The sequence below is a fragment of the Terrabacter sp. RAF57 genome, from assembly GCF_052113925.1.
Lineage (GTDB): Bacteria > Actinomycetota > Actinomycetes > Actinomycetales > Dermatophilaceae > Terrabacter.
Genome location: NZ_JBFRDT010000010.1, coordinates 64,952 through 91,063, shown reverse-complemented (window position 1 = coordinate 91,063; position 26,112 = coordinate 64,952). Strand labels below are relative to the sequence as shown.

At 71.9% G+C, this 26,112-nt stretch carries 23 protein-coding genes; 18 read left to right on the top strand and 5 right to left on the bottom strand.

The window, feature by feature from the left end; translation table 11 throughout:
* Positions 1 to 119: 119 nt before the first annotated feature.
* Entirely contained in the window at positions 120 to 2,036 is a 1,917-nt protein-coding gene (locus AB4Y83_RS13045) for a DUF6541 family protein (RefSeq protein WP_442297137.1), read from the bottom strand.
* Between the two features lie 285 nt (positions 2,037 to 2,321).
* Here AB4Y83_RS13045 and rpsB point away from each other — a divergent pair, with 285 nt between their 5' ends.
* The 15 genes from rpsB to AB4Y83_RS12970 all read left to right on the top strand — a co-directional run bounded on the left by rpsB (position 2,322) and on the right by AB4Y83_RS12970 (position 17,895).
* Complete coding sequence (gene rpsB, locus AB4Y83_RS13040) at positions 2,322 to 3,269, top strand: 30S ribosomal protein S2 (protein ID WP_442274830.1); 948 nt, start codon at positions 2,322 to 2,324, stop codon at positions 3,267 to 3,269.
* A gap of 64 nt (positions 3,270 to 3,333) precedes the next feature.
* Positions 3,334 to 4,164, top strand: a complete 831-nt coding sequence (gene tsf, locus AB4Y83_RS13035; protein WP_442274829.1) for a translation elongation factor Ts — start codon at positions 3,334 to 3,336, stop codon at positions 4,162 to 4,164.
* A gap of 151 nt (positions 4,165 to 4,315) precedes the next feature.
* A complete protein-coding gene (locus AB4Y83_RS13030) occupies positions 4,316 to 4,915 on the top strand; it encodes an antibiotic biosynthesis monooxygenase (protein WP_442274828.1) in 600 nt (199 codons plus the stop codon).
* A 128-nt stretch (positions 4,916 to 5,043) separates the two neighbouring features.
* Positions 5,044 to 6,291, top strand: coding sequence for a type III sulfide quinone reductase, selenoprotein subtype (gene sqr, locus AB4Y83_RS13025; RefSeq protein WP_442297136.1), 1,248 nt, complete (start codon positions 5,044 to 5,046; stop codon positions 6,289 to 6,291).
* Between the two features lie 31 nt (positions 6,292 to 6,322).
* Positions 6,323 to 6,637, top strand: a complete 315-nt coding sequence (locus AB4Y83_RS13020) for a TusE/DsrC/DsvC family sulfur relay protein (RefSeq protein WP_442274826.1) — start codon at positions 6,323 to 6,325, stop codon at positions 6,635 to 6,637.
* Positions 6,637 to 7,155, top strand: coding sequence for a DsrE/DsrF/DrsH-like family protein (locus AB4Y83_RS13015; RefSeq protein WP_442297135.1), 519 nt, complete (start codon positions 6,637 to 6,639; stop codon positions 7,153 to 7,155). The genes AB4Y83_RS13020 and AB4Y83_RS13015 overlap by 1 nt, the downstream gene beginning before the upstream one ends.
* A gap of 115 nt (positions 7,156 to 7,270) precedes the next feature.
* Positions 7,271 to 8,047: a response regulator gene (locus AB4Y83_RS13010; protein WP_442297134.1), complete on the top strand. Its 777-nt coding sequence runs from the start codon at positions 7,271 to 7,273 to the stop codon at positions 8,045 to 8,047.
* Positions 8,044 to 10,767 carry a DUF4153 domain-containing protein gene (locus AB4Y83_RS13005; protein WP_442297133.1) on the top strand — a complete coding sequence of 908 codons (2,724 nt, stop codon included), beginning with the start codon at positions 8,044 to 8,046 and terminating at the stop codon, positions 10,765 to 10,767. The genes AB4Y83_RS13010 and AB4Y83_RS13005 overlap by 4 nt, the downstream gene beginning before the upstream one ends.
* A 14-nt stretch (positions 10,768 to 10,781) precedes the next feature.
* A complete protein-coding gene (locus tag AB4Y83_RS13000) occupies positions 10,782 to 11,921 on the top strand; it encodes an aminotransferase class V-fold PLP-dependent enzyme (protein ID WP_442297132.1) in 1,140 nt (379 codons plus the stop codon).
* Positions 11,922 to 12,000: 79 nt separating this feature from the next.
* A complete protein-coding gene (gene pyrH / locus AB4Y83_RS12995; protein WP_056770006.1) occupies positions 12,001 to 12,729 on the top strand; it encodes a UMP kinase in 729 nt (242 codons plus the stop codon).
* Between the two features lie 114 nt (positions 12,730 to 12,843).
* A complete protein-coding gene (frr, locus tag AB4Y83_RS12990) occupies positions 12,844 to 13,401 on the top strand; it encodes a ribosome recycling factor (protein WP_442297131.1) in 558 nt (185 codons plus the stop codon).
* A 16-nt stretch (positions 13,402 to 13,417) separates the two neighbouring features.
* Complete coding sequence (locus AB4Y83_RS12985; protein WP_442297130.1) at positions 13,418 to 14,386, top strand: phosphatidate cytidylyltransferase; 969 nt, start codon at positions 13,418 to 13,420, stop codon at positions 14,384 to 14,386.
* 4 nt (positions 14,387 to 14,390) lie between these two features.
* A complete protein-coding gene (locus tag AB4Y83_RS12980) occupies positions 14,391 to 15,221 on the top strand; it encodes an SDR family NAD(P)-dependent oxidoreductase (RefSeq protein ID WP_442297129.1) in 831 nt (276 codons plus the stop codon).
* 149 nt (positions 15,222 to 15,370) lie between these two features.
* Positions 15,371 to 16,606, top strand: a complete 1,236-nt coding sequence (rlmN, locus tag AB4Y83_RS12975) for a 23S rRNA (adenine(2503)-C(2))-methyltransferase RlmN (protein WP_442274820.1) — start codon at positions 15,371 to 15,373, stop codon at positions 16,604 to 16,606.
* Positions 16,607 to 16,746: 140 nt separating this feature from the next.
* Positions 16,747 to 17,895 carry a N(5)-(carboxyethyl)ornithine synthase gene (locus AB4Y83_RS12970; protein ID WP_442274819.1) on the top strand — a complete coding sequence of 383 codons (1,149 nt, stop codon included), beginning with the start codon at positions 16,747 to 16,749 and terminating at the stop codon, positions 17,893 to 17,895.
* A 61-nt stretch (positions 17,896 to 17,956) separates the two neighbouring features.
* On the opposite strand, the gene AB4Y83_RS12965 is transcribed toward AB4Y83_RS12970, so the two are convergent.
* Complete coding sequence (locus AB4Y83_RS12965; RefSeq protein ID WP_442297128.1) at positions 17,957 to 18,964, bottom strand: GlxA family transcriptional regulator; 1,008 nt, start codon at positions 18,962 to 18,964, stop codon at positions 17,957 to 17,959.
* Between the two features lie 71 nt (positions 18,965 to 19,035).
* Between AB4Y83_RS12965 and AB4Y83_RS12960 the strand changes: the two genes are divergently transcribed.
* Both AB4Y83_RS12960 and AB4Y83_RS12955 read left to right on the top strand, forming a co-directional pair.
* Positions 19,036 to 20,409, top strand: a complete 1,374-nt coding sequence (locus AB4Y83_RS12960; RefSeq protein WP_442297127.1) for an MFS transporter — start codon at positions 19,036 to 19,038, stop codon at positions 20,407 to 20,409.
* A gap of 4 nt (positions 20,410 to 20,413) precedes the next feature.
* Positions 20,414 to 22,321, top strand: coding sequence for a propionyl-CoA synthetase (locus AB4Y83_RS12955; protein ID WP_442297126.1), 1,908 nt, complete (start codon positions 20,414 to 20,416; stop codon positions 22,319 to 22,321).
* Between the two features lie 167 nt (positions 22,322 to 22,488).
* Here the strand turns inward: AB4Y83_RS12955 and AB4Y83_RS12950 are convergent, their stop codons facing one another.
* Positions 22,489 to 23,604 carry an LOG family protein gene (locus tag AB4Y83_RS12950; RefSeq protein ID WP_442297125.1) on the bottom strand — a complete coding sequence of 372 codons (1,116 nt, stop codon included), beginning with the start codon at positions 23,602 to 23,604 and terminating at the stop codon, positions 22,489 to 22,491.
* Positions 23,605 to 23,686: 82 nt separating this feature from the next.
* Here AB4Y83_RS12950 and AB4Y83_RS12945 point away from each other — a divergent pair, with 82 nt between their 5' ends.
* On the top strand, positions 23,687 to 24,625 hold the full coding sequence (locus tag AB4Y83_RS12945) for an AEC family transporter (RefSeq protein ID WP_442297124.1): 939 nt from the start codon (positions 23,687 to 23,689) through the stop codon (positions 24,623 to 24,625).
* A 167-nt stretch (positions 24,626 to 24,792) separates the two neighbouring features.
* Here the strand turns inward: AB4Y83_RS12945 and AB4Y83_RS12940 are convergent, their stop codons facing one another.
* Positions 24,793 to 25,164, bottom strand: coding sequence for a VOC family protein (locus AB4Y83_RS12940; protein ID WP_056769984.1), 372 nt, complete (start codon positions 25,162 to 25,164; stop codon positions 24,793 to 24,795).
* Between the two features lie 185 nt (positions 25,165 to 25,349).
* The gene (locus tag AB4Y83_RS12935) at positions 25,350 to 26,057 is read right to left on the bottom strand and encodes a hypothetical protein (protein WP_442297123.1); all 708 of its coding nucleotides are present in this window, start codon (positions 26,055 to 26,057) and stop codon (positions 25,350 to 25,352) included.
* Positions 26,058 to 26,112 lie beyond the last annotated feature (55 nt).

Sequence of the window (26,112 nt, the reverse complement as noted above, 5' to 3'; positions counted from 1 at the left end):
CCACCCGGTCAGGGGGTCCGTGTGGGATCTCCACCCCCACCATCGCGGGCGGGCCGAGAGTGTTACGCGCCGTCCACGAGTCGGCGAGGCAGACCCGAGGCGTATGCCGTCCGGCCGGCTCAGGAGGCCGCCGCGGCGCCCAGCCCGCACCCGGTGACGCGGTAGAGCGTGTAGTCGCCGTCGGTCCGCACGGGCTCGACGCCGTCCACGTGTGCGAGGTCCTTGAGCCCGGACGAGCGCTCCGGGCGGTCGAGCCAGTAGACGTGCGTCGAGTCGATGGCCCAGCGGATGTCGTGGCGCGCCATGGCGGCGCAGACGTCCGGCCGGTTCGCCATGTCGTCGAAGCCGGTGCCGATGACGATCTCGTCGCCGGTCGTGGGGATCGGGATCGAGCGGTAGAGGGTGTTGGTCCCGAAGAGCGGCCACATGAGCGGCGAGCCGTTCTCGGGGCGCCCGACGACGCCCTCGCCGGGAGGGATGAGGGCGTTGAGCCGGCGCAGCGAGTCCTGCGCCTCGAACGACAGGATGACCTTCTTCGGTTCGTCCGGCTGGAAGAAGCCGGTGAGCATCCGTTCGCGGGTGGCGCCGTTGAGCCCGAGCGTGAGGACCGGGATGACGAGCACCGCGACGAGCCCGACGACGACGGGCCGCGACCCGAGGCCGGGCACCTTGCGCAGCAGCTCGCGCAGGGCCGGGGCGGCCGCGGCGACGAGGACGACGCCGGGGACGGCGGCGAGCGAGGCGAGCCGGACCTTGTCGTTGTACCAGTAGCCCGTGATGAGGGAGGTCCACGACATCGTCGACGATGCGGCCATGACGTAGAGGACGACGACGGCGCTCCACATGGCCACGACCGGCAGGGCGGCCCTGGCGCGCAGTGCGATCCAGCCGATCCCGAGGGCGATGAGCAGGACGAGACCCCAGAGCACGTCGGGGATCTGCAGCCGGCCGCCGACGACCTCGACGAGGGCGGTCCAGACCGAGACCCGGTCCTTCCACTCGTAGGACTGGGTCGAGGCCAGCTGGGCCGACACGACGGGAGCCGCCACGAGCCCGGCCACACCGACGACGGCGACGATCGCGAGGTCGCGCGCGACGACCCACCACGAGACGTGGTGCAGCAGTCCGGCCCGCACCCTCGCGGTGACGAACCAGACGAGCGCGAAGAGCACGAGGGCCACGAGCGCGTTGGGCTGGATCAGGGCGAGGCCCGGCAGGGCGGCGCCGAAGGCGAGCCACTGCCCGATGCGCCCGGACCGCGCGGCCTGGAGCATCAGGGCGAGCGCGCCGGGGGTCAGCGCCGTCGCCATGAGGTTGGGCCAGAGGACGCCCCAGCCGAGGAGGATCGTCGGGAAGGCGATGAAGGCTGCGGAGGCGAACCCGGCGGCATACGTCACGAGGCGGGAGGTGCCGAGCGCGTGGCGCACGAGGGCCACGCAGCCGACCGGCCACACGAGGGCCGCCAGCACGATCGTCGCGACGTTGGTGCCGGGCAGCACGTCGGCGACCCCGGGCAGGAGGCTGGTCGCGATCCAGGAGTGGAAGCCGTTGGGGTAGAAGGTCGGGTTGGCGATCGAGAAGTTGCCGGTCTCGAGGAAGGTCTTGATGCGCCCGAGGTGGTAGACGGCGTCGGGGGAGTCGACGAGCTCGTCGGGTCGCCCGATCGCCGGGAGGATCGTGGCGAGCGCGAGGACGGCCCCGATGGCGATGGCGACGACCGCGTCGGGCCGCGGCCGGCCGAGGAGACGGCGGGCCGCGCCGAGCTCCGGGTCGTGGCGGCCGAAGAGCCGCATCCCGAGCCAGGCGACGGCCACGGCGATCGCCGTGACGACGACGAGCGGCAGCAGCCCCCAGCGCACCCCGACCCGCTGCGCGAGCGTCGCGCAGACGGCGATGATGCCGACGGAGACCGCCGGGGAGACGGCGAGAGCCTCGAGACCCCGCGCGCCCAGGGCGCGCACGACGAGCCAGCCGGGCAGGAAGAGCACCACCGAGAGGACGACGAAGGCCGGGATCGTCTCCACCCAGTGCGCCATGCGGGCCATTCTGTCGGGTCGCCACGATTTCTCCACAACCCGGGTCAGGACGTACGATGGTCGGCGGTCCCGTGTGCTCGTCGCACGGACCGTAATTCGCGCGTCTTCTGCCGGTCCGCCGGACCGGGTCACACCACGGCAGTCCCCACCGTTCGCGGCGGGGCGGGGTGCGTCAGGCGCCAGGAGTGAGGTCGTATGCCGCCTGCCGGGCCACGTCTGTGACGTGACCGCCGGGCGTCGGCGCCCACGCACAACTGACAACATCGAACCAAGGGAGAACACGGCATGGCCGTCGTCACCATGCGCCAGCTCCTCGAGAGCGGCGTCCACTTCGGGCACCAGACCCGTCGCTGGAACCCCAAGATGAAGCGCTTCATCATGACCGAGCGCAACGGCATCTACATCATCGACCTGCAGCAGTCGCTGACGTACATCAACAACGCGTACGACTTCGTCAAGGAGACGGTCGCCCACGGTGGCACCATCCTCTTCGTCGGCACGAAGAAGCAGGCCCAGGAGCCCATCGCCGAGCAGGCGACGCGCGTCGGCATGCCGTACGTCAACCACCGCTGGCTCGGTGGCATGCTCACCAACTTCCAGACGATCTCCAAGCGCCTCACGCGCCTCAAGGAGCTCGAGGAGCTGAACTTCGACGACGTGGCCGGCTCGGGCTACACGAAGAAGGAGCTGCTCATCCTCAAGCGCGAGATGATCAAGCTCGAGCGCACCCTGGGCGGCATCCGCACCATGGCCAAGGTCCCCTCGGCCGTGTGGATCGTCGACACCAAGAAGGAGCACCTCGCCGTTGACGAGGCGCGCAAGCTCGGCCTCCCGGTCATCGCGATCCTCGACACGAACTGCGACCCCGACGAGGTCGACTACAAGATCCCCGGCAACGACGACGCGATCCGCTCCGTCACGCTGCTGACGCGGGTCATCGCCGACGCCGTCGCCGACGGTCTCGTCCAGCGCTCGTCCGGCAAGTCCGGTGGCGACGCGCAGGCCGAGGAGCCGCTGGCCGAGTGGGAGCGCGAGCTCTACGCCGACGCCGCCGCCGGCACGGAGACCACCGAGGCCCCCGCCGCCGAGGCGACCGAGGCGACCGAGGCGACCGAGGCTCCGGCCGCTGACGCCACGGAGGCTCCGGCCGCTGAGGCTCCGGCTGCTGAGGCTCCGGCCGCTGAGGCCACCGAGGCCCCCGCCGAGGCGACGGCCGGTGCCGAGAAGGCCTGACGGTCTTCCGCACCAGCCGCACCACACGAGTCAATCTCCACTGACGAAAAGAGCGATACAGAGCATGGCGAACTACACCGCCGCTGACATCAAGGCGCTGCGCGAGCAGACGGGCGCCGGCATGATGGACGTCAAGAAGGCCCTCGACGAGGCCGAGGGCGACCGCGCCAAGGCCATCGAGATCCTTCGCGTCAAGGGCCTCAAGGGCGTCACGAAGCGTGAGGGCCGCTCGGCCTCCAACGGTCTCGTGGCGGCCTCGGCCACCGACGGCGTCGGCACCCTGGTCGAGGTCAACTGCGAGACCGACTTCGTCGCGAAGGGCGAGAAGTTCATCGCCCTGGCCGACCAGGTCCTCACGCAGGCCGTCGCCGCCGGCGCCACCGACGCCGACTCGCTCCTCGCCAGCACGCTCGAGGACGGCAAGACCGTCCAGGAGCTGCTCGACGAGGCCAACGCCACCATCGGCGAGAAGATCGAGGTCCGCCGCGTGGCGCGCCTCGAGGGCGACAAGGTCGTGTCCTACCTCCACAAGACGAGCCCCGACCTGCCCGCGCAGATCGGTGTCCTCGTCGCGCTCGAGGGTGGCGACGAGACGGTCGGTCGCGACGTCGCGATGCACATCGCCGCGTTCAGCCCCACGGTGCTGACGCGCGAGGAGGTCCCGGCCGAGACGGTCGAGAACGAGCGTCGCGTCGCCGAGGCCACGGCCAAGGAGGAGGGCAAGCCCGAGGCTGCCCTTCCCCGCATCATCGAGGGTCGCGTCAACGGCTTCTTCAAGGAGAACGTCCTGCTCGAGCAGGCCTTCGCCAAGGACGCCAAGAAGACCGTCGGCAAGGTGCTCGAGGAGGGCGGCGCCACGGCGACGTCCTTCGCGCGCTTCCGCGTCGGCCAGTGAGGTCCTGACCCCACTCGTGCCCTCGCGGCACGCGTAGCGCAGAACCCGCGCATCACGACGACGTATGCCGGTCGCCCCCTCCGGGGCGGCCGGCATCGTCGCGTTCCGGGGCCGTCACCGGCCGCTCCGGACCCACCCCAGGAGGAGTCCCATGAGCACGAGCACCGACACGCCGGCCGCTGCCGAGGTCGACGGCCCCCTGACCGTCTCGATCACCCGTCGCGTGGCCCCCGAGGACGAGCTGCTCATGCAGGCCTGGGTCCACGCCGGGACCTCGATGGCCGAGCACTTCGAGGGCTTCCTCGGCGCCGGATGGGTGCGGTCCGGCACCGAGGACTGGCACATGCTCTACCGCTTCGACTCGCGCGCCCACCTCGACACGTGGGAGCGGTCGCCCGAGCGGCTGCGGTGGCTGCGCTCGGCGGCCGACCTCGTCGAGCACCGCCGCACGGAGTACCGGACCGGCATCGAGGGCTGGTTCGACGAGCCGGCGTCGTCGTCGGTGCACGAGGCCGGGGCGACCGGACCGGTGGGACCGCCTGCGCCGCCGCGCTGGAAGCAGGCGAGCGTCATCTGGATCGCCTTCTTCCCGACCAGTCTGGCGCTGTCGTACCTCCTCTCGTCGTGGAGCGGGGACTGGCCCGTCGTCCTGCGCGTCCTCGTGACGACCCTGCTCGCGACGCCGTGGATGACCTACGTCTTCCTCCCGTTCGTGACCCGGCTCTTCGGTCGGTGGCTCAAGACCGACTGACGACTGGGGTCCGGCTGACAGCGATGTCGGCGAAATCGCTTGTGAGGCAAGCCTTTGTCTCGCACCTCACAGTCCTTCTGTCTGGTGGCTCACAGCGCTCCTGATACCCGCGGGGGTACTTTTGGAGCATGACCACCACCATGAGAACCCTCGTGGTCCTGGGAGCGGGCACGGCCGGCACCATGGTCGTGAACAAGCTGAGGCACCGCCTCCCCACCAGCGAGTGGCGCATCACCGTCGTCGACAAGGACGACCTGCACGACTACCAGCCGGGCTACCTCTTCCTGCCCTTCGGGCTCATCGAGCCGGAGCAGGTCAGAAGGACCCGTCACGGGCTCATCACCGAGGGGGTCGAGCTCGTGCTCGGCGACGTCGACCGCGTCGACCAGCAGGCCCGTGAGGTGTCGCTCCTCGACGGGCGCACCCTCGTCTACGACGAGCTCGTCATCGCCTCCGGCACGAGCCCCCGTCCCGACCAGACGCCGGGGATGCTCGGGGCCGAGTGGCACCGCAGCGTCGGCGAGTTCTACACCTACGACGGCGCCCTGGCGCTCCGCGAGTCGCTAGCCGGCTTCTCGGGCGGCCGGCTCGTCGTGCACGTCACCGAGATGCCGATCAAGTGCCCGGTGGCGCCCCTCGAGTTCGCCTTCCTCGCCGACGACTTCCTGCGCCGCCGGGGTCTGCGCGACCGCTCCGAGATCGTCTACGTGACCCCGCTCGACGGCGCCTTCACCAAGCCGGTCGCGAGCCGCGAGCTCGGCCACCTGCTCGCCGACAAGGGGATCACCCTCGAGACCGACTTCATGGTCGAGCACGTGGACCAGGAGCGGCGCGTCATCGTGTCCTACGACGAGCGCGAGGTCGCCTACGACCAGCTCGTGACGATCCCGCTCAACATGGGCGCCGACTTCGTCGCCCGGTCGGGACTCGGCGACGAGCTCAACTACGTCCCGGTCGACAAGCACACGATGCGCTCGACCGAGCACCCGGCGATCTGGGTCCTCGGCGACGCGAGCACCATCCCGACCTCCAAGGCCGGCTCCGTCGCGCACTTCTCCGTCGAGGTGTTCGTCGACAACTTCGTCGAGCACGCTCGCGGGCAGGCCATGACGCACTCCTTCGACGGGCACGCCAACTGCTTCGTCGAGTCCGGTGGCGGCAAGGCGATGCTCCTCGACTTCAACTACGACACCGAGCCGCTGACCGGCACGTTCCCGCTGCCACACCTGGGTCCGATGACCCTGCTCAAGGAGTCGCGGGCCAACCACGTCGGCAAGCTCGCCTTCCGCCACATCTACTGGAACCTCCTGCTCCCCGGACGACCTCTCGGCCTGCCCGCGCAGATGTCGATGGCGGGGAAGGTCCCCGCCGCCTGAGCTCGACCAGACACACACAAGGAGCGTCACCATGCCCACCACGACGATCGCCGGCCAAGCCGTCGAGGTCAACGACGAGGGCTTCCTCACCCGTCCCGACCAGTGGTCCGACGACCTCGGCACCGAGCTCGCCCGGCTCATCGGGATCGAGCTGACGGCCGACCACTGGAAGCTCGTCCGCTTCCTCCGCGACGACTTCGCCCACCAGGGCGAGACCGCGACCCTCCGCCGCGTCAGCACGCAGACCGGCACCCCGATCAAGTCCCTCTTCGACCTCTTCCCCGGCAAGCCGGCCAAGAAGATGGCCTACGTCGCGGGGCTCCCCAAGCCGAAGGGATGTGTGTGATGACCACGCACGCCGACCAGACCACCCCGTTCGTGCCGAGGTTCGACGCGCCCGAGTCGCAGGGCCGCAAACTGGCGATCATCTGCAGCAAGGGCAACCTCGACATGGCCTACCCGGGCCTCATCCTCGCCAACGCGGCCCTGGGCGAGGGCGTCGAGACGCACCTCTTCTTCACCTTCTGGGGCTTCGACATGATCAACAAGAAGACCTCGGGTGACCTGAAGTTCACGATGCTCGGCAACACCGCGACGCACCTGCCGCAGGGACTCGGCGGGATCCCCGGGATGACGCACCTCGCCACGTCGCAGATGAAGAAGGCCATCGCCGACCTCGACGTGCCCGACGTCCCGGAGTTCCTCGACCAGATCGTCGGCTCGGGCGGGCACCTGTGGGCCTGCCGGATGTCGGCGGACATGCAGCACCTGACCGAGGGCGACCTCCGGGACGACGTCGAGGGGATCATCTCGGCCTCGGACTTCATCGAGCTGACGGAGGGCGCGCAGCTGCTCTTCATCTGAGCCACCGTGGTGGGTGGGTGCGGCCGGTCGGGCCGGTGTGGGCCCGGCCGGCCTTCACACGATCTCCACACGTCGCACCCTCGCCCCCCGTGCGCCCGCTCCTAGGCTCAGGGGCATGAACCAGGGGTATGCCACACCGTCCTCGAGCGCCAGCGCTCCCATGCTGCTCGTCGTCGAGGACGACCCGACGATCAACCAGGCCGTCACGGATCGACTTGTGGCAGAAGGCTTCCGGGTCATCCAGGCCTTCGACGGGCCGGGCGCCGTCGCCGCCCACGCGGAGCACGCCCCCGACCTCGTCGTCCTCGACCTCATGCTGCCCGGCTTCGACGGGCTCGAGGTGTGCCGACGCATCCAGGGGGAGCGCCCGGTGCCGGTCCTCATGCTCACGGCGCGCGCGGACGAGACCGACCTGCTCGTCGGTCTCGGCGTCGGCGCCGACGACTACGTCACCAAGCCGTTCCGCATGCGTGAGGTCGTCGCCCGCATCCGCGCCCTGCTGCGTCGCGTCGAGCGGGCGCGCGAGCTGGCCGCCGAGCAGCCGCCGGTGCTGACCGTCGGCGACCTGACCGTCGACCGCGGGTCGCGCCGCGTCTCGGCACGGGGGAGCGAGGTGCACCTGACGCCGCTCGAGTTCGACCTCCTGCTGGCCCTCGCGGCCGAGCCGGGGGCGGTGCGCGAGCGCGACGGGCTGATGCGCGAGGTCTGGGGCTGGGCGGACGCCGGCGGCACCCGCACCCTCGACAGTCACGTCAAGTCCCTCCGCGCCAAGATCGGGGCCGACCGCGTCCGCACCGTCCACGGCGTCGGCTACGCGCTCGAGGCCGGCGAGGCCGGCAAGGCCGTCGACCACGACGACACCCCCGAGGCGCCCGACGAGGCGCGGCCGTGAACGCCGACCGGCCCCTCGACGGCATCCGCTCGATCAAGGCCAAGCTCGGTCTGCTCGTCGCGGCCAGCATCGTGGCCGCGTCGCTCGTGTCCGTCATCGGTGACCGGGCCGGTGTGCCTGGCTGGCTCACCCTCCCGGTGACGGTCGCCGCCGCCCTGGGGGTCACCCAGTGGCTGGCTCGCGGGATGACCTCACCGCTGCGCGAGATGACGACGGCGGCGTCGCGGATGGCGACGGGGGACTACTCGCAGCGCGTCACGGCGACGTCCGCCGACGAGGTGGGGGTGCTCGCCGACGCCTTCAACACCATGGCGGCCGACCTCGCCGGCGCCGACCAGCAGCGACGCCAGCTCGTCGCCACCGTCTCCCACGAGCTGCGCACACCGCTCGCCGCCCAGCAGGCCCTGCTCGAGAACCTCGTCGACGGTGTCGTGCGCCCCGACGACGCCGTCCTGCGCACCGCGCTGGCCCAGGCCGAGCGGCTCGGCACGCTCGTCGGCGACCTGCTCGACCTCAGCCGCGTCGACGGCGGTCGCGCTCCGCTCGCACTCGCGGACGTCGACGTCCGCGAGCTCGTCGAGGGCGCCGTGGCCGAGGCCGGCGTCTCCCGGCGCGGCACGGTTCACGTCGTCGACGTCCCCGCCGACCTTCGCGTCACCGGGGACGCGGCCCGTCTCGCGCAGCTGCTCGCCAACCTGCTCGACAACGCCGACCGGCACAGCCCGGCCGGTGGCCGGGTGACCGTCAGCGCGGGTCCCGACGGCCCGGACCGGTGGTGGCTCATGGTCGCCGACGAGGGACCGGGTATCCCGCCCGAGCACGTGCACCGGATCTTCGACCGTTTCGGGTCGGGCGACGACGCCGGGGGAGGCACGGGCATCGGGCTCGCCATCGCGAGCTGGGTGTGCGAGCTGCACGGCGGGTCGATCTCCGCGGTCTCGCCCCCCGAGGGGGAGCACGGCGCCCGGCTCCGGGCCGTCCTGCCCCGCACCCCTGCCCGCACGTCGCCGTCTGCCACCGAGGGCCTCGCGGAGGTCCCCTCCGGTCCCACGATCCCCACGATCTCCACCGTCACCACCGACGCGACCGCGCCCGCCGTGGCGCCCGACATCCAGGAGCCCACCGTGCCCGCACCCATCCCCGCCGCGGCGGGACCCACCCCGGCCGGAGCGCCGGGCGGCCCGGGCTCCGAGGGGCGCCCGACGGCATACCCCGGCGTTCCGGTGGGGGCGCCCAGGCCCGTTGTCGACTCGCTCTTCGGCGACCTCTGGCCGGAGGCCGGCCTCGGGCCGCAGGTGCGCCTGCTGCTGCTCTGCGTCGGCGTCGGCGTGCTGTCGGCCGTCCTGCTGCCCTACCGCGACATCGGGGTCGCCCTCTTCGGAGTGCTCCTGCTCGGCGGCGTCGTGCTGTGGCGCTCGACGCGCCACCGTGCCAGCCGCTGGACCACGGTGAGCAGCGTGCTCTGCGTCGGACTCGCTTCCTTCTCGGTGCTGCGAGCCGCCGAGTGGCTCACGGTCATCTCCGTCATGCTCGGGGTCGTCGTGCTGACCACGGCCCTCACCGACGCCAGGGGATTCCTCTCCGTCGTCGCCGGCCTCGCCTCCTGGCCCCTCGCCGCCGTGCGCGGACTGCCGCTGCTCGGGCGCACCGTCGCCGCGACGAGCCGCATCAACGTCGTGTGGCCGGTCGTGCGCACGGCCGCCATCTCGCTCGTCGCGCTCGTCGTCTTCGGCGGCCTCTTCGCCTCCGGCGACGCGGTCTTCGGGTCGTGGGCGCAGGCGATCGTGCCGCACTTCGCGTGGGACGGGCTGACCTTCCGCTTCTTCGTCGGCTTCGTCATGGGTGGTGCCCTGCTCGCCGCCGGCTACGTCGCCCTCAACCCGCCGCGCGTCGACCGGGTCACGCTGCCGGAGGGACGCCCTGTGGCCCGACTCTGGGAGTGGGTCGTGCCCGTCGGCCTCGTCGTCGCCCTCTTCGCCGCGTTCGTCGTCGCCCAGGCCGCGGCGCTGTTCGGCGGTCACGACTACGTCCAGCGCACGACCGGGCTGACGTATGCCGAGTACGTCCACCAGGGCTTCGGCCAGCTCACGGCCGCCACGGTGCTCACCCTGGCGACCGTGGCGCTCGCGGTCCGCAAGGCGCCACGCTCCACGTCCCGGGAGCGTCTCGTGCTGCGGGTCGCGCTCGGAGCGCTGTGCGCCCTGACGCTCGTCGTCGTCGCCTCGGCCCTGCACCGGATGGACCTCTACCAGCAGGCCTACGGCTTCACGCTGCTCCGGGTGCTCGTCGACGGTTTCGAGCTCTGGCTCGGCCTGCTCGTCGTGCTCGTCCTCGTCGCCGGGGTGCGTCTCTCGGGCTGGTGGCTGCCGCGGGCCGCACTCGTCTCTGCTGTTGCCATCGTGCTCGTCGGGGGCCTGGCCAACCCCGAGGCGTGGGTCGCACAGCGCAACATCGACCGCTACCAGGCGACGGGCAAGCTCGACGCGGCCTACCTCCGGACGCTGGGAGCGGACGCCACCCCGGCGATCGTCGCCGGCCTGCCGCGCGACGTCTCGGCCTGCATCGTGCTCCCGTCGACGATCTCGGCACGCGCCTCCCGCGAGGACGCCCTGTCGTGGAACCTCGGCCGCTCCCGGGAGGCCTCCGTGGACGTCGCGCCGATGACCCCCGCCGAGGCGGCCCGGTGCCCGGGCCTGATGTTGGGCGGTCTCAACCCCTGAGGCAGGATGTCCGGGTGCGCCGCGACATCGCCGACCTGTTCGAGCTCGACCCGGCCCTGACCCACCTCAACCACGGTGCGTTCGGGGCGGTGCCCCGATCGGTCCGCGAGGCGCAGGACCGCGCCCGGGCCCGCATCGAGGGGGCGCCGATGCGGGCCTTCCGCGACGAGCTCCCAGCGACGCTCTCCGGTGCCCGCGAGGCGGCCGCGACCTTCCTCGGCGTGCCGGCGGGGTCGACCGCCCTCGTGCGCAACGTCACCGAGGCGGTCGGGGTCGTGCTCCAGGGTCTCGGCATCGGCCCCGGTGACGACGTCGTCGTCGGCAACCACGGCTACCTCACGGCCGGCTGGTCCGCCGAGGCGCGCGGTGCGACGCTGCGGACGGCGGTCTTCGGCGTCGACAGCGACCCGGACGACGTCGTGGCGGCCTTCGCGGCCGCCGTGACCGACCGCACCCGCCTCGTCGTCATCGACCAGATCACCTCTCCGACGGCCCTCGTCCTCCCGGTCGCCGAGGTGGCAGCCGCCGTCGCACCCGTCCCGGTTCTCGTCGACGCCGCCCACGTGCCCGGAGCCCTGCCGGACCTCGACGTCGAGGTTCTCGGGGTGGCGTTCTGGGCGGGCAACCTGCACAAGTGGGCCTATACGCCGCGCGCCGCCGCCACGCTCTGGGTGGCTCCCGAGCACCGCGACACGATGCGTCCGCTCGTCACCTCGTGGGGCCACGGGCTGCCCTTCCCCGAGCGCTTCGACCTCCAGGGCACCGTCGACCACTCGTCGTGGGTGGCCGTGCCCGACGGCCTGGCCGCCTGGGCCGCCCTCGGTGGCTGGGAACAGGTCCGATGCAACGCCGACCTGCTCCTGCGCGGGGCCGAGCTCGTGCGGGACGCACTCGGCACGGGCGGCCCGCACGGCGGCATACCCTCCGCCCCGTGCCTGCGCCTCGTCGCGCTGCCCGACGGGGTGGCGACGACGACCGAGGACGCCGAGGCCCTGTGGCAGCGGTTGTATGCCGTCGGGCTCGTCGTGCCGCCCGTGGCCTTCGAGGGGCGCGGCTACGTGCGGCTGGCCGCCGCGCCGTACAACGACGAGGACGACTACGCCCGCCTCGCGGCCGTGTTGCCGGGCCTGCTGTCCGAGGTCCGAACCGCCTGAACCCGATGCGGCCGATGTCCGCCGGATGTGGAAAGATCGACCGACCGCCGGAACGCTGCCCACGAGGAGGCCCTGCGCCATGACCGACGCCCAGACAACCCCCTTCCACCGGGTCCTTCTCAAGCTCTCCGGTGAGGTGTTCGGGGGCGGGAGCATCGGCCTCGACCCGGCCGTCGTCTCCGGCATCGCCAAGCAGATCGCCGACGCCGTGCGCGGGGGCGTCGAGGTCGCCGTCGTCATCGGCGGCGGCAACTTCTTCCGCGGCGCCGAGCTCCAGCAGCGCGGCATGGACCGCACGCGTGCCGACTACATGGGCATGCTCGGCACCGTCATGAACTGCCTCGCCCTGCAGGACTTCCTCGAGAAGGAGGGCATCGAGACGCGGGTGCAGTCCGCGATCGCCATGCAGCAGGTCGCCGAGCCGTACATCCCGCGCCGGGCCATCCGCCACCTCGAGAAGCACCGCGTCGTCATCTTCGGCGCCGGCGCCGGCATGCCGTTCTTCTCGACCGACACGGTCAGCGCCCAGCGCGCCCTCGAGATCAAGTGCGACGCCGTGCTCATCGCCAAGAACGGCGTCGACGGTGTCTACGACGCCGACCCGCGTACCAACCCCGACGCCAAGAAGCTCGAGACGGTCACGTTCCAGGACGCCATCGTCGAGGGGCTCAAGGTCGTCGACGCGGCGGCCTTCAGCCTCTGCATGGAGAACAAGCTGCCCATGGTCGTCTTCGGCATGGAAGGCGCGGGTAACATCACGCGCGCCCTGCTCGGTGAGAAGATCGGCACGCTGGTCACCAACGCCTGAGCGCCGCGGCACCTGCCGCGCGCGAGCACGACCACCGCGAAGCACCCGAACCACCTGTCACCCCTGCACCACCCCCGCAGCACCCCACGAACGAGGGACGAGGAAGCCAGAGCCATGATCGAAGAGACGATGTTCGAGGCCGAGGAGAAGATGGACAAGGCCGTCGAGGTCCTCAAGGAGGACTTCGCGGGCATCCGCACCGGGCGTGCCAACCCGGGCCTGTTCAACAAGCTCACGGTCGAGTACTACGGCGCGCCGACCCCGCTGCAGCAGCTCGCCTCGTTCCAGAACCCCGAGCCCCGCACGATCCTCGTCATCCCGTTCGACAAGTCGGCGATGCACGAGATCGAGCGCGCCATCCGCGACTCCGACCTCGGCGTCAACCCGAGCAGCGACGGCAACCAGATCCGCTGCGTCCTGCCGGAGCTGACCGAGGAGCGCCGCCGCGAGTACATCAAGCTCGCCAACCACAAGGCCGAGGAGGCGCGGGTCTCGGTGCGCAACATCCGTCGCAAGGCCAAGACCGACCTCGACAAGCTCGTCAAGGACGGCGAGGTGGGCGAGGACGACGGGTCGCGTGCCGAGAAGGAGCTCGACGGCCTGACCAAGAAGCACACCGACCTCGTCGAAGGACTCGTCAAGGCCAAGGAGGCCGAGCTGCTCGAGGTGTGACCTCGATGCTCGACCGATGATGACGACTGACTCCCCGTCGGACCCCGTGGACCCCGCACCCGCGGCCCAGGCCGGCGACGGCGGGGCCGGGCCGCTCGAGCCCGTCCCCTACGACCCTGCGCTCGACGAGCTCGCCGGCCTCGCCGCCGAGGAGGTCATCGAGCAGAAGCAGAGCCGCGCGGGACGCAACCTGCCTGCGGCCATCGGGGTGGGTGTCGGCCTCGGAGCGCTCATCGTCGCGACCCTGCTCATCCGCAAGGAGTCGTTCATCGTCCTCGTCGCGCTCGCCGTGGCCGTGGGCATCTGGGAGCTGCGGGCGGCCCTGCGGCACGCCGCGGTCCGGGCTCCGCTCGTCCCACCGGTCGTGGGCATGGTCGTCATGCTGTGGGCGGCCTTCGTCCACGGGCCTGCCGGTCTCGTCGTGGCCTGGTCGCTGACGTGCCTGGCCGTCGTGCTCTGGCGCGGTACCGGACGCCTCGACGGAGCCGGGCGCGACGTCCTCGGCGGCATCTTCATCGCCACCTACCCGACGTTCCTCGTCGGCTTCGCCATCCTCCTGCTCGCCCCGGAGGACGGCGTCGCTCGTCTCTTCGTCTTCCTCATCACGACCGTGTGCAGCGACGTCGGCGGGTATGCCGCGGGCGTCCTCTTCGGCAAGCACCCCATGGCGCCCACCATCAGCCCCAAGAAGTCGTGGGAGGGCTTCGCGGGTTCCGTGCTCCTGTGCATCGTCGCCGGCTCGCTCACCGTCCACTTCCTGCTCGACCACTCGTGGGTCATCGGGATCGCGCTCGGTGTCGGGGTGGCCGTCGCCGCGACGGTCGGCGACCTCATGGAGTCGCTCATCAAGAGGGACCTCGGCATCAAGGACATGTCCAACGTCCTTCCCGGTCACGGCGGTGTCATGGACCGGCTCGACTCGCTCGTCGTCGTGGCCCCCATCGTCTGGGCCGTGCTGACGCTCCTCGCCGCCAAGCCGGGCTGACCGGGTGGTCGCGGAGCGAGTGGCCGCGGACCGGGCGTCCGGCTCCGAGGCCACGCCCTTCGACCAGACCGGCCGGGTCGTGCTCGTGACCGGTGCCGGAAGCGCGAGCGGCATCGGCTTCGCCACCGCACGGATGCTCGGCCGCCTCGGTGCCGCCCTCGTCGTCGCGGCCACGACCGACCGGGTGCACGAGCGCGTCGCCGAGCTCCGTCGCGACGGCGTGACGGCCAGTGGCCACGTCGGCGACCTGACCCGGGAACCCGAGGCCGGCGCGCTCGTGGCCGCCTGCCTCGCGGAGCACGGTCGCCTCGACGTCGTCGTCAACAACGCCGGCATGACGAGCGCCGCCGACCCCGACCCGCTCGGCGGAGACCTGGGGTCCACCGACCCGTCGCGCTGGCGAGGCTCGCTCGCCCGCAACCTCGACACCGCCTATCTCGTGAGCCGGGCCGCCCTGCCGCACCTTCGGGTGTCCGGGGCAGGCCGTCTCGTGCTCGTGAGCAGCGTCACTGGCGGCGTCATGGCGATGCGGGGCGAGGTCGCCTACGCCACGGCCAAGGCCGCGCTCGTCGGGCTCGCCCGGGCCCTCGCGGTCGACGAGGGCCCACACGGCACCACGGTCAACGCCGTCGCCCCGGGCTGGGTCGCCACCGGCTCGCAGACCGACGAGGAGGCGCGCGACGGGCGGGCCACACCGCTCGGTCGCTCAGGCAGCGCCGACGAGGTGGCCGCGGCGATCGCCTTCCTCGCCAGCCGTGAGGCGTCCTACGTCACGGGCCAGGTCCTCGTCGTCGACGGCGGCAACGCGGTCAGCGAGCAGCGCGCACAGGCGTGACCCTTCGAGACCGCCGACGTGACCAGGCGTGACCCCGGGCGTGGGCACCGGGCGTGGGCACCGGCTGCGGGCGGGCGGCATACGGCCTCGGTGCCGGCCACCGCGCCCGGCCGACCCGTTTTGACTCCACCTGAGAGACTGGAGGGGAGATGACCGACACCCCAGCCCCCGCCTCCGAGTCCGCCTCCGAGTCCGCCACCGAGCCCGCGTCCGTGCCGGCGCCCGTCGTGCTGCCCGAGCCGACGACCGCCCGCCCCGTGCCGGGGCAGCTGACCTTCCAGGCGCCCCGTCGCGGCAAGCCACCGCGGCACCTCGCCGACTTCACGCCGGCCGAGCGCAAAGAGGCCGTGGAGTCGTTGGGGCACAAGGGTTTCCGGGCCAAGCAGCTCTCGACCCACTATTTCGAGCGGCTCGAGGACGACCCCGAGCAGATGACCGACCTGCCGAAGGCCGTGCGGTCCGAGCTCGCCGCAGGCCTGCTCCCGACGCTGCTGACGCCGATCGTCCAGCGCGTCGCCGACGACGGTCAGACGATGAAGTACGCGTGGAGGCTGCACGACGGCGCGATCGTCGAGTCCGTGCTCATGCGCTACCCCAAGCGCGTCACCATCTGCATCTCGAGCCAGGCCGGCTGCGGCATGAACTGCCCGTTCTGCGCGACCGGCCAGGCCGGCCTGACCCGCAACATGTCCGCCGGCGAGATCGTCGAGCAGGTCGTCTGGGCGGCCCGGGCGCTGCGACGGGGTGAGCTCGCCGGGGGCGGTGACGACGACCGCGAGGCGCCGCTGCGCGTCAGCAACGTCGTCTTCATGGGCATGGGCGAGGCCCTCGCCAACTACAAGGCGTCCATCGGCGCGATCCGCCGGCTCACGGACCCCGCGCCCGACGGCCTCGGCATGTCGGCCCGCGGCATCACGATGTCGACGGTCGGGCTCGTCCCCGGCATCGACAAGCTGACGGCCGAGGGCATCCCGGTGACCCTCGCGCTCTCCCTGCACGCCCCGGACGACGAGCTGCGCAACGAGCTCGTCCCGATCAACACCCGGTGGTCCGTCGACGAGGCGCTCGACGCCGCCTACCGCTACTTCGAGGCGACCGGCCGTCGCGTGTCCATCGAGTACGCCCTGATCCGCGACATCAACGACCAGGGCTGGCGCGCCGACCTGCTCGGCGAGAAGCTCAACCGGCGGGGCCGCGGGTGGGTGCACGTCAACCCGATCCCGCTCAACCCGACGCCCGGCTCGAAGTGGACCGCGAGCCGGCCCGGCGTCGAGCAGAACTTCGTCGAGCGCCTGCGTGCCCACGGCATCCCGACGACGATCCGCGACACCCGCGGCCAGGACATCGACGGGGCCTGCGGCCAGCTCGCCGCGTCGACCGCCTGACCCGTCGACTCGACGAGGCCTGCGGCCGGCTCAGCGCGTCAACCGGCTCACCCGCGTACGCTGGCGGGGTCGTGCCCGGCTCGGGCACTGGTGACGAGTCGCCGGGCAGAGCACGGGGCGGCCCACCAGGAGGTCCTCGCATGGTCCAGCTCAGCCTCGGCGTCATGGCCCGGTCCCTCAAGGAGAACGAGCACCGGCTGCCACTGCACCCCAAGCACGTCGACCGGATCCCCGAGGAGCTGCGCGGGCGGATCTTCCTCGAGACCGGCTACGGCGAGCGGCACGGCGTGTCCGACGACCAGCTCGAGCGCTACGTCGGCGGGTTCCTCAGTCGCGAGGAGCTCGTCGCGCAGTGCGACGTCATCCTCGCGCCGAAGCCCCTGCTCAGTGACATCTCGGCCCTGCGGGTCGGGCAGGTGCTCTGGGGCTGGCCGCACTGCGTGCAGGACGCCGAGCTGACGCAGGTCGCCATCGACCGGAAGCTGACGCTCATCGCCTTCGAGGCGATGAACCACTGGAACAAGGACGGCTCGTTCAGCCTCCACGTCTTCCACAAGAACAACGAGCTCGCCGGCTACTGCTCGGTGCTCCATGCCCTCCAGATCGCGGGGATCACCGGTGACTACGGCCCCCAGCGCCGCGCGGTCGTCATCGGCTTCGGCGCCACGGCCCGCGGGGCGGTCACCGCGCTCAAGGCGCTCGGGATCGGCGACGTCGACGTGCTGACGCACCGTCAGAAGGCGGCTGTCGCGTCGCCGATCCACTCGGCCAGGATCGTGCACTTCGACACCGACGACACGACGGCGCGCGTGAGCCACGCGGTCACCGAGGACGGCCCGGTGGCCCTCGGGGAGTTCCTCGCCGAGCACGACATCGTCGTCAACTGCGTGCTCCAGGACACCGACGCCCCGATCACGTTCATGACGGACGACGACCTCAAGCGGATGACGCCGGGCAGCATCGTCATCGACGTGTCGTGCGACGAGGGCATGGGTTTCAGCTGGGCGAAGCCGACGACCTTCACCGACCCCACCTTCCTCGTCGGCGACCACGTGCTCTACTACGCCGTCGACCACAGCCCGTCCTACCTCTGGGACGCCGCCACGTGGGAGATCAGCGAGGCGCTGCTGCCCTTCCTGCCGACGGTCATGGGCGGGCCTGAGGCCTGGGACGCGAACTCGACGGTCCGGCGGGCGATCGAGATCCGGGACGGCGAGATCCAGAACCCGGCGATCCTGTCGTTCCAGGGCCGCTCGCCGAAGCACCCGCACCTGCCGCTCGCGACGTGACGAGGGGTCGTATGCCGGGTGCTGCGGCGCGCGCGGGCCTGGCCGGCGCGGACGTGGCCGTTCAGGCCGGCTCCGCCCGGTAGGTGCGACGGTAGGCCAGGGGCGAGAGTCCCACAGCGGCCGCGAGGTGCTGGCGCAGCGAGGCGCTCGTGCCGAAACCGGCCGCGGCGGCCACCCGGTCGACCGGCAGGTCGGTCGTCTCGAGCAGGTGTCGGGCCCGGTCGACGCGAGCCCGCGCGAGCCAGGTGCCCGCCGTCTCGCCGGTCTCCTCCCGGAAGCGGCGGGTGAACGTGCGCACGCTCGTCCCGGCGTGCCGGGCCAGGTCGGCCAGGCCGATCGGCTCGTCGAGGTGCTCGAGGGCCCACGTCCGTGTCGACCCGGTGCCCGCGTCGGACGCGTCGGGCACCGGCCGCTCGATGAACTGGGCCTGCCCGCCCGCCCGCCACGGCGCGACGACGGCGCCACGGGCGACCCGGTTCGCGGCCTCGGTGCCGAGGTCGCTGCGCAGCACGTGGAGCAGCAGGTCGATGCCCGCGGCGGTGCCGGCGGAGGTGAGGACGTCGCCGTGGTCGACGTAGAGCACGTCGGGGTCGAGGTGGACAGTGGGGAAGTGGCGGCGGAAGAGGTCCTCGTAGACCCAGTGGGTCGTCGCCTCGCGGCCGTCGAGCTTGCCGAGGCCCGCGAGGACGAAGGCGCCCGTGCAGATCGAGAGCCACCGCGCGTCGGGACGGGCCCTGCCGGCGAGCGCGACGAGGTCGGCGGGCAGCTCGCCCCGCGTGACGATGGGGGTGTTCGTGATGCCCGGAACGACGACCGTGTCAGCTTGCGCGACAACGGAGTTCGGGTGGGTCGGCAGAGCGGCATAGCCGGCCGACGTCATGACGGGTCCGTCGTCGAGCGTGCACATCGACACCTCATAGGGCGGGGGAGCGCCGGTGAGGCGGCCGGGCCAGCCGGGGTCGAGGGCGCTCGCGCTGAAGAAGCGGTGTGGCAGCCCGAGCTCGAACGCCACGACGCCGTCGAGGGCGAGGACGGCGACGCGGTGCGGTCGCGGGAGCGCAGCGGTCATGGCCAGATCTTTGCACATCATGTCCTTCCGGCCACTCGTCGCGACGGACTCCGATCCTGCACAGTGGGTCCGTGAGCCTGACCGACCGCCGCGCCGACGTCCCCGACGACGCCACACCCGACCCTGCCGTCACTCCGAGCCGATCCGGCCACCGGATCCACCCCGCCTGGTGGGTCGCTGCTGTCACCTTCCTGACGATCATCGGCGCGGCCGGCTTCCGTTCGACGCCGGGCGTGCTCATGACGCCGCTCCACGAGGAGTTCGGCTGGTCGATGGGCGTCATCGGTGGCGCCGTGTCGGTCAACCTCGTCCTCTTCGGGCTCGCGGCACCGTTCTCGGCGGCCCTGATGGAGCGCCTCGGCATCCAGCGGGTCGTTGCCGTCGCCCTCGTGCTCGTCAGCGTCGGCTCCCTCCTGCCGATCTGGATGACGGCCTCGTGGCAGCTCGTCCTGTGCTGGGGGATCGTCGTCGGCCTCGGCACCGGCGCCATGGCGATGAGCCTCGTCGCGACCGTCACGGGGCGCTGGTTCGTCGAGCGGCGGGGCCTCGTCACCGGCGTGCTCACGGCCGCGGGTGCCACGGGTCAGCTCATCTTCCTGCCCGTCCTCGCGTGGCTCGCCGAGAACCACGGCTGGCGCACCGCGGCGGTCGTCACCTCGGCCGCCGCCCTGACCGTCGTCCCGCTCGTGCTCTGGAAGCTGCACGACCACCCGAGCGTCCTCGGCATCACGGCCTACGGCGCCCCGGCCGGCACCCCGGTCGGTCGTCCGCCCCGGCCGACGGGCCACCCGGCGCACCTGGCCCTCGCGACCCTGCGTGACGCGGCCCGCACCAAGGTGTTCTGGCTGCTCGCCGGCAGCTTCGCCGTCTGCGGTGCCTCGACGAACGGCCTCGTCGGCACGCACTTCATCCCGGCCGCCCACGACCACGGCATGCCGACGACGACCGCCGCCGGCCTCCTCGCCCTCGTCGGCGTCTTCGACATCGTCGGCACCGTCTTCTCCGGCTGGCTCACCGACCGGGTCGACCCACGGATCCTGCTCGCGGCCTACTACACGCTGCGCGGCGGCTCGCTCTTCCTGCTGCCGGCGCTCTTCAGCGACTCGATGCACGTCAACATGCTCGCGTTCGTCCTCTTCTACGGCCTCGACTGGGTCGCGACGGTGCCCCCGACGATCGCCCTGTGTCGCAGCGCGTACGGCGAGCGCGCGCCGATCGTCTTCGGCTGGGTCTTCGCCTCGCACCAGATCGGGGCCGCCGCAGCGGCCCTCGGGGCGGGTCTCGTCCGCGACCAGCTCGGCACCTACGACCTCGCCTGGTACGTCGCCGGCGCGCTGTGCCTCGTTGCCGCCGTGATGTGCGTCGCGATCACGACCGCTCGTCTGTCAGATGCGTCACCTCGGCGCACCGACTCTGGCGCGGCGGCGCCACCGGCGGCACAGTGAGGCCATGAGCGACGGCGCTTCGACGGCATACCACCGCATCCACGACGACAGCCTGCGCGACCCGGAAGGGTTCTGGCGTGCGGCCGCGGAGGGCATCGACTGGGTGACGCCGCCGACGCGCATCCTCGACGACTCGAGACCGCCGTTCTACCGGTGGTATCCCGACGCCGAGCTCAACGTCTGCTTCAACGCCGTCGACCGCCATGTCGCCGCCGGGCGCGGCGACCAGCCCGCGATCCACTACGACTCGCCGGTGACGGGCACGAAGAGCACGCTGACGTATGCCGTCCTGCTCGAGCGGGTGCGCGCGGTGGCCGGTGGGCTGCGTGGGCTCGGTGTCGGCAAGGGCGACCGGGTCGTCATCTACATGCCGATGGTCCCCGAGGCCGTCATCGCGATGCTCGCGTGCGCACGCATCGGTGCCATCCACTCCGTCGTCTTCGGCGGCTTCGCCCCGCAGGAGCTCGCCGCGCGCATCGACGACGCCGCGCCGAAGGTCGTGCTGTCGGCGTCGTGCGGCGTCGAGCCGAGCCGCGTCGTGCCCTACAAGCCGTTCCTCGACGAGGCCATCCGCCGCTCTGCACACCAGCCCGAGCGCTGCGTCGTGCTCCAGCGCGAGCAGCTCGTCGCCGAGCTCGGCGAGCGCGACATCGACTGGGCCGACTTCGAGTCCGGCGACGCGGCCAGCGAGGGCAGCGAGTGCGTCACGGTCGCAGCCACCGACCCGCTCTACATCCTCTACACGTCCGGGACGACGGGGAAGCCGAAGGGCATCTACCGCGACTGCGGTGGCTATGCGGTGGCTCTGCGGTGGTCGATGGCCAACCTCTACGACGTGGCCCCGGGCGAGACGATGTTCACCGCGAGCGACGTCGGCTGGGTCGTCGGGCACTCCTACATCGTCTACGCGCCCCTGCTGACGGGCGCCACGACGGTGCTCTACGAGGGCAAGCCCGTGGGGACCCCGGACGCCGGTGCGTTCTGGCGGGTCATCGCGGAGTACGGCGCCGTCTGCATGTTCACCGCGCCGACGGCCTTCCGCGCCATCAAGAAGGACGACTCGACGGCGTCCAAGGTCGCCGAGCACGACCTCTCCCGCTTCCGCGCCCTCTTCCTCGCCGGTGAGCGGCTCGACCCCGACACGTACGAGTGGGCCTCCGCCGCGCTCGGCAAGCCGGTCATCGACAACTGGTGGCAGACCGAGACGGGGTGGCCGATCGCCAGCAACCCCGTGGGGATCGGGCTGCTGCCGGTCAAGGCCGGCTCGCCCACGGTCGCCGTGCCGGGCTACGACGTGCGGGTGCTCGACGCGACGGGCGAGCAGGTCGAGGCCGGCACCGAGGGTGCCATCTGCATCAAGCTGCCGATGCCGCCCGGCACGCTGCCGACGCTGTGGGGCGACGACGACCGCTACGTCAGCTCCTACCTGTCGGCCTACCCCGGCTACTACCTCACCGGGGACGGCGGCTACCTCGACGAGGACGGTTACCTCTACGTCATGGGTCGCACCGACGACGTCCTCAACGTCGCCGGCCACCGCCTCTCGACCGGGTCGCTCGAGGCGGCCCTTGCCGGTCATGAGGCGGTCGCCGAGTGTGCCGTGATCGGCGTCCACGACGACCTCAAGGGACAGGTGCCGCGCGCGCTCGTCGTCCTGAAGTCGGGCGTCGACGCCGAGGCCGACGGTGACCGGATCAAGCGCGAGCTCGTCGCCCGGGTGCGGTCGGAGGTCGGGGCCGTGGCAGCCCTGCACCAGGTCGACATCGTCGCCGGCCTGCCCAAGACTCGGTCGGGCAAGATCCTGCGCAAGACGATGCGTGAGCTGGCCGACGGCAAGGCGCCGGCCGTGCCCGCCACGATCGAGGACGCCTCGGTCCTCGAGACCCTGACCCCCGTCCTGCGCGGTTCCTGACCCTACGACCCACCGCCCTCGCCGGAACTGCGCCATGGCGCACTTCTGGTGGGGATCCTGGTGTCGAAGGCCGCCGGAACTGCGCCGTGGCGCACTTCTGGTGGGGAACCTGGTGTCGAAGGCCCCCGGAACTGCGCCGTGGCGCACCTCTGGTGGGGCCGTCGCGATCAGCCGGGAGGGGCAGGGAGCAGGGGGAGGACCTCGTCGACGGAGTCGACGAGGTGGACCGCCGCCTCCATCGGGCGACCGGCGGCGATGGCGCGCAGGGCCGGCCAGACCGGCACGCGCTCGGTCCAGTGCTCGCGCCCGACGAGGACGAGGGGAGGCAGGGGAGCGCCCTCGGGGGCGTAGTAGAGCGGCGTCACGGCCTGGAAGATCTCCTGCACCGTGCCGGCCGCACCGTCGAGCACGACGATGCCGCCGTTCGACCGGGCGAGCAGCCCCTCCTCGCGGATCGCGTTGGAGAAGTACTTCGCGATGACGTCGCAGAAGACGTTCGGCGGCTCGTGACCGTAGAACCACGTCGGGATGCCGAGCGACCGGGCCGACGGGCCCAGCGTCTCGGACGGCGCCTGGAGCTCGTCCCCGACGATGTCGTGCCGTGCGGCGAGCGCTGTCGTGGCCCACGCCGTCACGTCGGGCCGGAAGCCCGGGACGCTCGCAATGAGACCGACGGCCTCCTCGACGGCGGCTGCGCTCCGGCACAGCGCGCCGAGGTTGGCGGCCTCCATCGCCCCCGGACCGCCACCGGTCGCGACGAGGTGTCCCTCCTCGGCGAGCGCGTGCCCCAGCCCAGCCGCGCCGGCGTATGCCGCTGAGTCCCGTTCCAGCGCATGGCCGCCCATGATCCCCACGACCGATCGCCCCTGGACGAACTCGTCGAGCTCGTCCGTCACCGAGTCGTCGTGGATCGCGCGGACGAGGGTGGCGTACGCGTCGGTGCGCAGCCGCGCGTCGACGAACCACGCGTACGCCTTCGCGTCGGGCGTCGCCGCGTAGCCGTGCTCGAGACCGGCGTAGAGGTCGGTCGGGAAGTAGAGGCCGCGCCACGGGTCGACCGGGGCGTCGGCGATGCCGGGGAAGAGGATCGCGCCCCGGGTCAGCAGCACCTCGGCCACCGGGACCGGCACCGTGCCCCCGAGCACGACGAGGCCGGTCAGGTCTCCGCGGGCCGCGAGTTGGTCGCCGTAGCCGGTGAGGTCGAGGTCCTGGAGCCGCAGTCCGCGCAGCGGTCCGTCGGAGGCGAGGTGGTCGTCCAGCTCGTCGAGCGTCTCGATCTCCATGTGCCCCATCCTGCCCCGGCCGGGTGGCCGAGGAGCGGACCCGGGCGACGTCGCGTCGTCCGCGGCTGACAGGATCGGCGGCATGGTCGGCGTGCTCGAGGGATTCGCGACGATCGCGATCATCGTCGCGGTCGGCTGGCTCCTCGCCGACCGTCGGGTGCTCGACGACTCCGCCCAGGTCAACCTCTCGCGCCTCGCCTTCCACGTCGCGTCGCCGGCGCTGCTGCTCACCGTCATGCAGCGCACCTCGCTGGACGCCGTCCTGTCGGCCAACCTCGTCACGTCGCTCATCAGCTTTGCGATCGTCGTCGGGCTCTACCTGCTCATCGCCCGGTTCCGTTGGGCGGGAGGGACGCTCGGATCACGGCTCATCGGCAGCCTCTCGGCGGCATACGTCAACGCGGGCAACCTCGGCATCCCGATCGCGCTCTACGTCCTCGGCGACGTCGCATGGGTGGCGCCGACGCTGCTCATGCAGCTGCTCATCATCACACCGGTCTACATGGCGCTGTTCGACAGCGACGCCCGTGGCGAGCGCCCGACCCTCGGCCGCAGCCTGCGCCGGATGTTCAGCAACCCGATCACCCTCGGTGCGGTGGCCGGCCTGCTCATCGCCGTCTTCGACATCCACCTCCCCCGCGTCATCGCGGCGCCCATTGACCTGCTCGGCGCCATGGCCGTGCCGTCGATGCTCGTCGCGTTCGGCATCTCGCTGCGGCGCGGACCTCGCCCGGCCACCGGGCGCACCGCCGAGCACGTGTGGACGATCGTCCTCCTCAAGACCCTCCTCATGCCGGCCATCGCGCTCGGCGTCGGCCTGGCGCTGGGACTACGGGGCGAGGCGCTCTTCGCCGTCGTCGTGACGGCGGCCCTCCCGACGGCGCAGAACATCTTCACGTATGCCGTCCGCTACCGACGCGAGGTCAACCTCGCCCGTGACGTCATCTTCGTCAGCACCTTCGCATCGGTCCCGGTGATCCTCGGGATCGCCGCCCTCTTCCACTGGCTCGTCGGCGTCTGACCGCAGCCGGGCGCCACCGGCTCTTGTCGAGTGGCCCCGTCGTCCCAACCTTCTGGCCCGTGCTGCGTACCGCGCAGTGGGTCACGTGGGGCTCGTGTGACGACGGGGCCACTCGAGTGGTGTTGCGTGCTCAGGCGAGTCCTGTCACGCGCTCGGGTGGGGGAAGCTCAGCCCCAGTTGGCGGCCTGGGTGAGGCAGAAGGGGTGACCGCTCGGGTCGAGCAGCACGCGCCACGTCTCTCCCGGCTGCTCGTGGGGCAGCGTCGCGCCGGCCGCCACGCACTCTGCGGCCGCCGCGTCGAGGTCGTCCACGGCGAGGTCGAGGTGGAACTGCTTGGTGCCGCGCTCGTTCGGCCACGCCGGCGGTTCGTGGTCGTCGACGAGTCCGAGGCCCAGGGCGACGCCACCGGGGCCGGTGAGCATGGCGTACTCGTCCTGCGCGTGCGCGACCTCCCAGCCGAGCACGGTCGACCAGAACGTGGCGTCGCGGCGCGCGTCCGAGCTGTCGAGGGTGAGCATCTTGAGGGCGGCGATGGCCATCGGGATCCCTTTCGTCGGTGACGGTGAGAGGTCAGCATCGCTCGTGCCGAGCGTCCCCGTCTTGGACGAACCCGACACCGGGGGCGTGTCGGCGCACAGACGCGCGGCGCCCGGTTCCGTGGCCACGAATGCGTCGGGGACCACGGGAACCGAACGCCGCGCGGCGATCCTGGCTACGGAGTGGGTCAGAAACCCCCGAAGTCCCCACCGCCGCCGAAGTCGCCACCACCGAAGTCGCCACCACCGAAGTCGCCCCCGCCACCGAAGTCGCCGAAGTCCGAGCCGCCGCCGTCGCCGCCCGCGTCACCACCGGCATCGCCCGTGTCGCCGCCCGCGTCTCCTGCATCGCCGCCGTCGCCCGCGTCGGCGGTCGCGTCGCCGGCCTCCTGGGCCTCGGGCGAGGAGTCGTAGCCCCCGAGCATCATGTCGGCGAGCGCCGATCCGACGACGACCCCGGCGATGGTGCCGAGCATCGAGCCGGCGATCATGCCGCCCATGCCCATGCCACCGCCCATGCCGCCTCGACCCCCGCCGAAGGCGCCCTGGAGGTAGCCGGGACGGCTCATCTCGGCGCGGGTCGCGCTGCGGGCGAGGTCAGCCGGCTGGTCGCTGCGCGGGCGCTCACCCTCGGGAAGGTCCTCGTTGAGGCGCTGGAGGACCATCTGGCGCTGCTCGGGGGAGAGCTTGGCGAAGGCCTCGGTGTGCACCCTCTCGATGTCCTCCGGCGGCGCGGTGCGCAGCAGGTACTTGTAGCGGGCGATGGCCCGCTCGTCCTCGGACGACGCGCCTCCGTGCGGCGGCGGGACGGCATACGGCGCTCCCGTGGGCGGCTGCTGGGCCCGCTGCTGCTGCTGGAGGGGCTCACGGCCCAGAAGCTTGTCGAGGAATCCCATGTCTTCTCCTTCGTCGGCGGTGCGTCGGCGTCGCACTCGTCGGATACCTACCCCA